Here is a 10,390-nt window from a genome sequence, read left to right on the forward strand (position 1 = left end):
CTGGGGCGGGAGGCGGCATGAGCCCGCTACTGGTGAAAGCGGGGCAGGGACAGACCATCGTCGAAGTCACGCCCGAGTCGGCTGGCTGGACGCATGTGGGCTTTGCCGCGCATCGTCTGGCGGCCGGCGAATCGCTGAGCCTGCAGACGGGCAAGCGCGAACTGTGCCTCGTCGTGCTGACGGGCACGGTCACCGTGCAGGCGGGCGAACAGCGCTGGGAAGCCATCGGCAATCGCGCCAGCGTCTTTGAGGACGTCTCGCCCTACGCCGTGTATGTGCCGCTCGATACCCAGGTCAGCATTACGGCCGTGAGCGCCGCCGAAGTGGCCCTGTGCAGCGCGCCGGCCACCACGCACCGTCTGGCGCGCCTGATCGAGCCATCATCAATGACGCGTTCCGTGCGCGGCAAGGGCGCCAATACCCGCTATGTGTGCGACATCCTGCCGCAGACAGCCGAGGCCGATGGCTTGCTGGTGGTCGAGGTGGTCACGCCGTCCGGCCATTCGTCCAGCTATCCGCCGCATAAACACGATAGCGACAATGTGCCGCTGGAAAGTTCGCTGGAAGAAACGTATTACCACCGTCTGAACCCGGAGCAGGGCTTTGCCTACCAAAGAGTCTACACGGATGACCGTTCCATCGACGAAGCCATGGCCGTGGAAAACCACGACGTGGTGATGGTGCCCAGGGGTTACCACCCCGTCACCGTGCCGTATGGCTATGACGGCTATTACCTGAATGTGATGGCCGGCCCCAAGCGGGTCTGGCACTTTAAAAACGACCCGGCCCATGAGTGGCTGATGAATACCAAATAATCAAGGACAAGATATGACTACCCCGATGATCGGCCACTTTATTGGTGGCAATCCCATGGCTTCGCGTTCCGAGCGCACGAGCGAGGTCTTCAATCCCGCCACGGGCGCCGTCACGGCCAAGGTGTCGCTGGCGACTGCCGCCGAGCTGAACGCGGCCGTGGCCGCCGCCCACGCGGCCTTTCCCGCCTGGTCGCAAACCTCGCCCCTGCGCCGCGCACGCGTCATGTTCAAGTTCAAGGAATTGCTGGAAGAACACTCGGATCAATTGGCGGCCCTGATCACGGCCGAGCACGGCAAGGTGTTTACGGATGCTAAAGGGGAAGTGACGCGCGGCATCGAAGTGGTGGAGTTTGCCTGCGGCATCCCGCAAATGATGAAGGGCGAGTACAGCGAGCAGGTGGCCGGCGGCATCGACGCCTGGTCGATCCGCCAGGCGCTCGGTGTCTGCGTCGGCATCACGCCGTTCAATTTCCCCGTGATGGTGCCGATGTGGATGTTCCCGATGGCGATTGCCTGCGGCAATACGTTCGTCCTCAAACCATCGGAGCGCGACCCGTCGGCCAGCCTGCTGCTGGCGCAGCTGTTGACGGACGCGGGCTTGCCCGATGGTGTCTTTAATGTGGTGCAGGGCGACAAGGAAGCCGTGGACGGCTTGCTGCACCATCCGGACGTACGCGCCGTCAGCTTTGTCGGCTCCACGCCGATCGCCGAATACATCTACGCCACCGGCTGCGCGCAGGGCAAGCGCGTGCAAGCCCTGGGTGGCGCGAAAAACCACATGGTCGTCATGCCGGACGCGGATATCCCGCAGACGGTGGACGCCCTGATGGGCGCTGCCTTCGGTTCGGCGGGCGAGCGCTGCATGGCCATTTCTGTCGTTGTGGCCGTCGGCAATGTGGCGGACCAGCTAGTGGAAGCACTGGTGCCGCGCATCGCCGCCTTGAAAATCACGCAAGGCATGGATTTGTCGGCGGAAATGGGCCCCGTGGTGACGCAGGTGCACAAGGACAAAATTACCGGCTACATCGCCACCGGCGTCAAGGAGGGCGCCAAGCTGGTCAGTGATGGACGCGGTTTCGTGCTGCCCGGCCATGAAAACGGCTTTTTCCTCGGTGGCAGCCTGTTCGACCATGTCACGCCCGAGATGACCATCTATAAAGAGGAAATCTTCGGCCCTGTCCTGTGCATCGTGCGCGTACCCGATTTCGCCACGGCGCTGGACCTGGTCAACGCGCATGAATACGGCAATGGCACGGCCATTTACACGCGCGACGGCAACACGGCGCGCGAATACACGCACCGGGTGCAGGTGGGGATGGTCGGGGTCAACGTGCCGATCCCCGTGCCGATGGCTTTCCACAGCTTCGGCGGCTGGAAGCGCAGCCTGTTCGGCGACCATCACGCGCATGGCCCGGAATCCGTGCGTTTCTACACGAAGCAGAAGGCCGTGACGCAGCGCTGGCCCGCCTCGACGGCTGCTGGCGCCGAATTTGCCATGCCGACCCTCAAGTAAAACGCAAAACCAGCTGGTTCGCTTCTTGCTTACTGCAATGGTTAATCATTTAGCCATTGCAGATTGCTCCCATGACGTCCAGCCGTACCCAGCCTTTGCGCATCGTTGTCGTCAACACCATTGTCGAGCACGGCGTGCACGCGGACGCGGCATTGGCTGCCCAAGTGCTGCGCGGCAATGCCTTGCGCATCGGCTTGCTGGAATCGGGTTTCGACATCATCGCCTCGCTGCCAGCCGACCTCTACCTTCCCGAGCGCATCGCGCAACTGCAGCCTGACCTCATCATCATCGATGCCGAATCAGACGCGCGCGACGTGCTCGAACACATCGTCATCGCCACGCGCGACGAGCGCCGCCCCATCGTATTATTTACCGAAGACGGCGCCACGGCCAGCATCGACGCGGCCATGGCGGCCGGCGTGTCCGCCTACATCGTCGCCGGCCTGCAGGCCGAACGCATTCAACCCGTGCTGAACGTGGCCCTGGCGCGCTTTCGCCAGGAAGAAAAACTCCGCGCCGAATTGCTCGACACGCGGCACAAGCTGCTGGAACGCAAGGTGATCGAACGGGCCAAGGGCCTGTTGATGACGCATCAGGGCTTGACGGAAGAGCAGGCTTACCAGCGGCTGCGCAGCATGGCGATGAATAAAAAGCTGAAGTTGGCGGAAATTGCCCAGCGCATCCTCGACGTGGAGGACTTGCTGGGATGAGTCGTCCATTTTCTGACACATGCTGGTGCAGCGCACCATCGCGGTGCGTTCCCAGCCTCCATGCACCGGGCATGCACGGGCACGTTCCTTGCTGCTGGGTGGGGAGAGCCTTGCCCACGGTGGCGCGGAATAACAGTACTTATCAGCAAGGAATGGTATGACACAGCAAGCGGGCGCCCATGCCCAGGTGATGCGCTCCATGCATCCGGAAAAACAGACGATACGCATCGGCTACCTGCCGCTGGCCGATTGTGCCTCGCTGGTGATGGCCTCAAAGCTGGGCCTGGATGAAAAATACGGCATCAAGATTGAACTGAGCCGGGAGATGTCGTGGGCCGGCGTGCGCGACAAATTGCATAATGGTGAACTCGATGCGGCCCACGTGTTGTACGGTCTCGTGTATGGCGTGCAGATGGGCATCGGCGGTCAGCAGCGCGACATGGCCGTCTTGATGAACCTGAATCACAGCGGCCAGGCCGTCACCCTGTCGGCGGCGCTGGCGCGCGAGGGCGCCCACGATGGCCCGACACTGGCGCGGCATATGCGCGCCGCGACGCGGCCCTTTGCGTTTGCGCATACTTTCCCGACCGGCAACCACGCGATGCTGCTGCAATACTGGCTGGCCGCGCATGGCATCGATCCGCTGCGCGACGCGCGCGTGATGACGGTACCGCCGTCGCAGATGGTGGCGGCCTTGCGCGCGGGCCAGATGGATGGCTTTTGCGCGGGCGAACCGTGGGGCTACAAGGCCATCGTCGATGGCGTGGGCGTGACGGCCGCCAGCAGCGGCGCCATCTGGCCCGACCATCCGGGCAAGGTGCTGGGCACCAGCGCCGCGTTTGCGCGCCAGCATCCGAACAGCTGCCGCGCCCTGATCGCCGCCGTGCTCGAGGCGGGCCGCTGGATCGATGCCAGCGATACCAACCGGCTGGCCATGGCAGCTACCCTGGCCGAGCCCGCTTATCTGAATACACCGCAGGAAATGCTGGCGCCGCGCATCCTCGGCCATTATCAGGATGGCCTGGGCAAGACCTGGGACGAGGCGCACGGTTTGAAGTTCTACCGGGCCGGCGCCGTGAATTTTCCCTACCTGTCCGACGGCATGTGGTTCATGACCCAGCACCGGCGCTGGGGCTTGTTGCGCGACGAACCCGATTACCTGGCGGTGGCAAGGCAAGTCAACCGCATCGACCTGTACCGCCAGGCGGCGGAGATGACGGCTACGCCAGTACCAACGGCCGCCATGCGCAGTTCGACCCTGTGCGACGGCGTGGTGTGGGACGGCAGCGCGCCGGAAGCGTACGCGGCATCGTTTGCCATCGGCCATTTTTTCTGATTGGAGACTGCATCATGGCGCAACTTGGAAGCGTGACCCTGGTCGGCGCCGGTCCCGGCGACCCGGACCTGTTGACATTAAAAGCTGTGAAGGCCATCGCACGGGCCGACGTGGTGCTGATCGACGACCTCGTCAACCCGGCCATCCTCGCGCATGCGGCGCCCGGCGTGCGCGTGGTTGAGGTGGGCAAGCGGGGTGGCTGTGCTTCCACACCGCAAGCCTTCATCGAGCGCCTGATGCTGGCCGAAGCGCGCGCCGGCCTGCACGTGGTGCGCCTGAAAGGGGGCGACCCTTATCTGTTCGGACGCGGCGGCGAAGAGCGCGCCTACCTGCGCAGCCACGGCGTGGCCGTCGAGGTGATACCCGGTATCAGCAGCGGCCTGGCCGCACCATCGTCCATTGGCGTGCCGCTGACGCACCGCGGCTGGAGCCAGGGTGCGATTTTCGTCACGGGCCACGGCAAGGATAGCGCGTCCGAGCCGAACTGGGCGGCATTGGCGCAAAGCGGCCTGACCCTCGTCATCTATATGGGCGTGGCGCGGGTGGCGGCCATCCAGGCGGGCTTGCTGGCCGGCGGCATGGCGCCGGGCACGCCCGTGGCCGTGGTGCAATCGGCCAGCTTGCCGGCCCAGCGCGAATTGCTGAGCACTTTGCACGCTTTGCCCGCCGACTTGCTGGCCAGCGGCCTGGGCAGCCCCAGCATCATCGTCGTGGGCGAGGTGGTGCGCTGCGCCGATGCCTGGGATGACCATGGTGCCAGCGCCTTGCTGGCCGCTGCCGTCGGACGCTAGCGTATCGGCAGCGCCACGGGACGGATGGGCGCCGCGTCGCCGCCACGGAATTTCAACGAGGCGCCGATGAAGGCAAACTGGTACACCTTGTCGCGCGACAAGGCTTCCAGGTCGACCAGTTCCAGGATGGGCGTGCCCTGCTGCGCCAGCAGATAGGTGTGCACGGGCAGGTAATTGCCCGCCACTTCGGACGGAAACGCCTCGAAACTGAGGTTGTCCGCCCCTACCACCATGGCGCCGCCATCTTCCACAAGGAATTTCGCCGCATCGAGCGACAGGCCGGGGGGATTGGCCATGTAGGCTTGCGCCTGCTCATAGTGCTGCATGCGGCCTGTGCGTATCAGCACCACGTCGCCCTTTTCCAATGCGATCTTCTGGTGGGCCAGCGCCGCGCGCAAGTCCTGCCGCGTGACCCGGTAATTATCAGGCAGCTGTGACAGTCCCTTGGCCACGGCTACGTCGATCAGCACGCCGCGCGCGACGATCGGCGGCAGCTTTTCCGCGCCCGTCACGGTCCAGCCACGGTCGCCCAGATACTGTTCTTCCGTAAATCCGTTCCAGATTTTGCCGTTCAAGCCAAAGTGGTTGAGCGCGTCGATATGCGTACCCATGTGCGCATACATGGACACGGCCGAACCCGTGTAACTGACGTGGCGGTTCATCTGTTCGCCCACGTGCATCGAGTCGGCCACCACATTGCCCTTCGGCGTGTGCGTCATCCACATCTGGTAGGGCGGATCGCCGGCCGCCTGCCAGCTGGGCATGCCGATGTAGAAATCAACGGCCAGGTCATAGCTCTTGCCGCCGTCGATGCGCGCCAGAATGGCGGCACGTGATGCCGGCGTCATCAGGTTCAGGCGGCCGATTTCGTCTTTCGGCCCCCAGGGGCTGATGCCCACTTCAGGCAGGGCGGCGGCCTGCGTCGTTCCTGCCAGCAGCGCCAGCAGCAGGGTAGTCAGGGTGGCAGATGGTGTGAACATGGGGTACTCCTTGCGTGACATGAATGAAGAAGCCACCATCATATTGTTTTCCAATTCAATGATAATCAGCGATAAAATAATAAGATATTCAACTGCAAGGAAAGAATCATGGATGTCCTGGCGCACATGCGCGTGTTTCGCAAGGTGGTCGAGCGTGACAGCTTCAGCAAGGCCGCGCAGGACCTGAACCAGTCGGCGGCGGCCATCAGCAAGCAGGTGCGCCAGCTGGAGGCGCGCCTGGGCACCGTGCTGCTGGTGCGCACCACGCGGCGCATGAGCTTGTCGGACGGCGGACGCGCCTACTATGTTGAATGCTGCCGCCTGCTCGACGAGGTCGATGCGCTGGAACTGGCCACGCGCGGCTGCGCCGGCAAGGTGGCGGGGCGGCTGCGCGTGAATGCGCCGCTGTCGTTTGGCTTGAAAGTGCTGTCGCCCTTGCTGCCGGTCTTCATGGCCCGCTATCCGGAAGTCAACATCGAGATGACCCTGGACGACCGCCTGCGCGACGTGGTGGGTGAGGGCTATGACGTGTCGCTGCGCATCCGCGCCGCGCTGGCCGATTCGACCCTGGTGGCGCGCCGCCTGGGCGATGTCGAGCAGATGATCTGCGCGGCACCCGCCTACCTGGCACGGCGCGGCACGCCCCGGCAGGCGCAGGATTTGCATGGCCACGATTGCCTGGCCTACCGTCTGGCCGACAGTCCCGGCATCTGGCAGCTGGCCGGCCCGGAAGGGGAGAGCAGCATCGTCCTGCCCGTGCGCTTTTCCGCCGACAGCAGCCTGCTGCTGGCCGATATGCTGGTGGCGGGCATCGGCGTGGGCGCGCTGCCGTCCTTTGTCGCTGCGCCCCTGCTGGCCAGCGGCGCCCTGGTGCGCGTGCTGCCGTTGCACGGCATGGCCAGGCGCGGTGTGTATGCGTTGATGCCCGATGGACGCCACTTGCAGGAAAAGGTGCGTGCCTTTTGCGACTTCCTGGCCGGGGCGCTGCAGGCGGCATAGGCGTTGGGTGTTCTCCAGTGTAACTGTAGTGCGCGCTTTTTTTCTTCCACAAGCGCGTCGGGCAGAGGCTTTGATAGTATCCTCGTACCTGTCGGGTGGCCTGTGCCGCACATTCGAGGAACCGGAATAAGCGATTGACAATGCACACTTTGAGCAAGGGCGGGACGGTAGCGGGCATCAGGATCTGGGCGGGTGGCCTGCTGCTGGCATTGGCGGTGGGCGGTGCCCTGTATGCGGGCGCGGCGCGCACGGTCGATGACGACGCCGAACAGCGTTTCGACAATCTCACTCACGGCGCCCAGCATAGCCTGGCCACGCGCGTAAAAAGTTATTCCGACTTGCTGCGTGGCCTCGAAGCGCTGTTTCGCACCAGCGAGCAGCTGACGCGCCGCCAGTTCCACGATTACGTGGCCGGCCTCGATATCGCGCGCCAGTTCCCCGCCATCGAATCGGTCAATTATGCGGTGGCGCTGACGCAGGCGCAGCGCGCGGCCTATGTCGCCGATGTGCGCAGTGACACCAGTCTGGCGCCGCGCGGCTATCCCGCTTTCACCATCCGCCCGCCCGGCGAGCGGCCCGAATACACAGTGCTCACTTACCTCGAGCCCGATTCGCTGCTGGCCGAACGCATGGGCGTCGATATCGGCGCCAACCCGCTGGTGGCGCAAGCCCTGGCGCAGTCGCGCGACAGCGGCGAAGTCAGCGCGTCGGGGCAGGTGATCATGATCAAGGGACCGCCCGCGCATGTGGGCCTGGGCATGCGCCTGCCCGTGTACCGTAATGGCATGCCGCAAGGTAGCGTGGCCGAGCGCCGTGCCGCCTACCAGGGGTCCGTGGGCATCGGCTTTGGCGTGGCGCAGCTGGTGCACAGCGCGCTCGAACGCAGCGCCCTGGAGCCGCTGCACCTGACTCTGTACAGCGCGGTCGAACCTCTGCCGGCCCAAGGCGTCCTGCGCATCACGCCGCAAGACCGTCTGCTGTTCAACGATGGCGGCGACCTGGCGGCGGCGCCGCCGCAACCGGGCAGCGATGCCGCATATTTCGACCAGGTGCTGCCCATCGTGTATCAGGGGGGCGTGTGGAAAGCCCATTTCCGCGTGCGCAAGGCGGAGCTGTACAGCCCCTTTGACCGTTATTTCCCGTGGCTGGCGCTGGCCGTCGGCGTGGCCGGCACCCTGCTCGGTTATGGCTATATCTTTACCCTGTACCGTTCGCGCCGCAACGCGGTGGCGCAGCGCACCCTGCTCGATACGGTGCTTGACAGCGTCGATGCCTACGTCTACATGAAGGATGTCGATCTGCGCTACCGCTACGTGAATGCGCGCACGGCGAAGATACTGGGCCGCTCGGCGGAGCAGTTGATCGGCCGCCAGGATGGCGAGTTGATGCTCGGCGATGCGGCCGCCGCCGCGCAGCTGACCGAACGCCAGGTGTTCGACAGCGGCGCCAAGTTCGTCGGCGAAGAGCGTTTCGTCGATGCGCAGGGCCAGGTGCATCACCTGTGGAGCGTGAAGGTGCCGCTGGGCTTGCCCGGTCCCGTCACGGGCCTGATCTGCCTGTCCACCGACGTGACGGAACTGCACCGTCTGAAGGAGCAGGCCGACGCGGCCAGCCAGGCCAAGAGCGACTTCCTGTCGAACATGAGCCATGAAATCCGCACGCCGATGAACAGCATCATCGGCATGGCGCACCTGGCGCTGAAATCGGTGGCCGATGCGCGCCAGCGCGATTATCTGCAAAAAATCTTCCATTCGGGCCAGCATTTGCTGGGCCTGATCAACGACATCCTCGATTTTTCCAAGATCGAGGCGGGCAAGCTGGAGCTGGAAGTGCTGGACTTCCGCCTCGAGACGCTGCTGGCGAACATCGCCAGCCAGCTCGGCGATGCGGCCGCCGTCAAGGGCCTGGCGCTGCAGTTCGATATCGCGTCCGAGCTGCCGCAGCGCTGGCGCGGTGACCCGCTACGCCTGGAGCAGGTCTTGCTGAACCTGACCAGCAACGCCATCAAGTTTTCCGACAATGGCAGCATCTTCGTGCGCGTGCGCCAGTCAGAGGAGCGCGGCAGCCACGCCATGCTGCGCTTCGAGGTGCAGGACCGGGGCATCGGCATGAAGCAGGAAGAGGTGGCGCAGCTGTTCCGCTCCTTCCACCAGGCCGACCCCTCGACCACGCGCAAGTATGGCGGCAGCGGCCTGGGGCTGGTGATCAGCAAGCAGCTGGTTGAACTCATGGGCGGCAAGGTGGGCGTGTACAGCCAGCCCGGCCAGGGCAGCACCTTCTGGTTCACGGCGCGCCTGGAGAAAAGCGCGCAAGCGGGCGGCGAGCGCATCGCCGAAGTGGAGCCGGAAGTCTTGGGCGTGATCCGTGGCGCATCTATCCTGCTGGTGGAAGATAACGTCTTCAGCCAGCAGGTGGGCTGCGAATTGCTGGAAGACGCAGGCGCCACCGTCTGCGTCGCCTGCAATGGCCGCGAAGCGCTGGAATTGCTGGCCCACCAGCGCTATGACTGCGTGCTGATGGACGTGCAAATGCCGGAGATGGACGGCTTCGAGGCGACGCGCCGCATCCGCGCCGACCCAAAGCTCAGCGGTCTGCTGGTGATCGCCATGACGGCCAATGCGGGCAGCGAAGACCGCGCCCGCTGCCTGGCGGCAGGCATGGATGAATTCGTGACCAAGCCGATCGCCCCGAATCTGCTGTTTCACCTGCTGGCGAAATGGTTCCGTCTGCGCGGCGGTATCGGCAGCCTTGGCCATGCGCGCGTGGGAGACAGGCTGGTGGCGCTGCCGAAAGCGCCGCCGTCGGCCGCCGCGCCGGAGTTGCGCGACATGGCCATCCTCGATCTGGCCACCCTGGCGCTCACGTTCAGCAATGACGCCGTGAAGATGCGCAAATACACCCAGCTGTTTCTCGATACGGCGCGTGACGGCATCGCCGAAATGGAGCAGGCCATGGCGCTGGAAGACCTGGGGCGCCTGGCCGACCTGGGGCATCGCAGCAAATCGTCGGCGCTGGCCGTGGGCGCGCATGCCTTCGCCAGCCTGTGCACCTCGATCGAAGGCTTGCGCCTGGGTGGCGACCTGCAGCAGGCGCGCGCCTTGCTGGCGGCGCTGGAGCCGGCGCTGGCGCAGGTGGCAGAACAAATTTCGCTGGAATTTGTCTCCAGCGACGCCCCCTGACGCAGGCAGCGGCGATAATATGCCTTTGACGTCTCTGGCCACCCGGCCGGAGGCGCGGCAACCCATC

General features: G+C 64.7%; 8 protein-coding genes. 7 read left to right on the forward strand and 1 reads right to left on the reverse strand.

All coding sequences use genetic code 11. The features are described from left to right. The first annotated feature begins 17 nt into the window (after window positions 1-17). The 5 genes from iolB to cobA all read left to right on the forward strand — a co-directional run bounded on the left by iolB (window position 18) and on the right by cobA (window position 5,165). Entirely contained in the window at window positions 18-815 is a 798-nt protein-coding gene (gene iolB / locus ACP7EG_RS27385) for a 5-deoxy-glucuronate isomerase (RefSeq protein WP_426090217.1), read from the forward strand. 13 nt (window positions 816-828) lie between these two features. Beyond that, complete coding sequence (locus ACP7EG_RS27390; RefSeq protein ID WP_426090204.1) at window positions 829-2,328, forward strand: CoA-acylating methylmalonate-semialdehyde dehydrogenase; 1,500 nt, start codon at window positions 829-831, stop codon at window positions 2,326-2,328. Between the two features lie 71 nt (window positions 2,329-2,399). After that, window positions 2,400-3,038 (forward strand): ANTAR domain-containing response regulator, encoded by a 639-nt coding sequence (locus ACP7EG_RS27395; RefSeq protein ID WP_096235003.1) that lies wholly within the window; start codon window positions 2,400-2,402, stop codon window positions 3,036-3,038. Between the two features lie 157 nt (window positions 3,039-3,195). Beyond that, entirely contained in the window at window positions 3,196-4,374 is a 1,179-nt protein-coding gene (locus ACP7EG_RS27400; RefSeq protein ID WP_426090205.1) for a CmpA/NrtA family ABC transporter substrate-binding protein, read from the forward strand. Between the two features lie 14 nt (window positions 4,375-4,388). After that, window positions 4,389-5,165 (forward strand): uroporphyrinogen-III C-methyltransferase, encoded by a 777-nt coding sequence (cobA, locus tag ACP7EG_RS27405; protein ID WP_426090206.1) that lies wholly within the window; start codon window positions 4,389-4,391, stop codon window positions 5,163-5,165. Here cobA and ACP7EG_RS27410 read toward each other — a convergent pair. Continuing rightward, the gene (locus ACP7EG_RS27410) at window positions 5,162-6,145 is read right to left on the reverse strand and encodes a cyclase family protein (RefSeq protein ID WP_426090207.1); all 984 of its coding nucleotides are present in this window, start codon (window positions 6,143-6,145) and stop codon (window positions 5,162-5,164) included. The two genes, cobA and ACP7EG_RS27410, sit on opposite strands and share 4 nt — an antisense overlap. Window positions 6,146-6,253: 108 nt before the next feature. On the opposite strand from ACP7EG_RS27410, the gene ACP7EG_RS27415 reads away from it, so the two are divergent. Both ACP7EG_RS27415 and ACP7EG_RS27420 read left to right on the forward strand, forming a co-directional pair. Continuing rightward, on the forward strand, window positions 6,254-7,144 hold the full coding sequence (locus tag ACP7EG_RS27415) for a LysR substrate-binding domain-containing protein (RefSeq protein ID WP_426090208.1): 891 nt from the start codon (window positions 6,254-6,256) through the stop codon (window positions 7,142-7,144). A 140-nt stretch (window positions 7,145-7,284) separates the two neighbouring features. Next, the gene (locus ACP7EG_RS27420) at window positions 7,285-10,323 is read left to right on the forward strand and encodes a CHASE domain-containing protein (protein ID WP_426090218.1); all 3,039 of its coding nucleotides are present in this window, start codon (window positions 7,285-7,287) and stop codon (window positions 10,321-10,323) included. Window positions 10,324-10,390: the final 67 nt, after the last annotated feature.

The sequence above is a fragment of the Janthinobacterium sp. PSPC1-1 genome (assembly GCF_049897625.1).
Lineage (GTDB): Bacteria > Pseudomonadota > Gammaproteobacteria > Burkholderiales > Burkholderiaceae_D > Janthinobacterium > Janthinobacterium tructae.

Bases quoted from the DNA above. Each gene is read 5' to 3' on its own strand.
- ACP7EG_RS27410 (WP_426090207.1), bottom strand. From the start codon at position 6,145: ATGTTCACACCATCTGCCACCCTGACTACCCTGCTGCTGGCGCTGCTG.
- ACP7EG_RS27400 (WP_426090205.1), top strand. From the start codon at position 3,196: ATGACACAGCAAGCGGGCGCCCATGCCCAGGTGATGCGCTCCATGCAT.
- ACP7EG_RS27420 (WP_426090218.1), top strand. From the start codon at position 7,285: ATGCACACTTTGAGCAAGGGCGGGACGGTAGCGGGCATCAGGATCTGG.
- ACP7EG_RS27395 (WP_096235003.1), top strand. From the start codon at position 2,400: ATGACGTCCAGCCGTACCCAGCCTTTGCGCATCGTTGTCGTCAACACC.
- cobA (WP_426090206.1), top strand. From the start codon at position 4,389: ATGGCGCAACTTGGAAGCGTGACCCTGGTCGGCGCCGGTCCCGGCGAC.
- ACP7EG_RS27415 (WP_426090208.1), top strand. From the start codon at position 6,254: ATGGATGTCCTGGCGCACATGCGCGTGTTTCGCAAGGTGGTCGAGCGT.
- iolB (WP_426090217.1), top strand. From the start codon at position 18: ATGAGCCCGCTACTGGTGAAAGCGGGGCAGGGACAGACCATCGTCGAA.
- ACP7EG_RS27390 (WP_426090204.1), top strand. From the start codon at position 829: ATGACTACCCCGATGATCGGCCACTTTATTGGTGGCAATCCCATGGCT.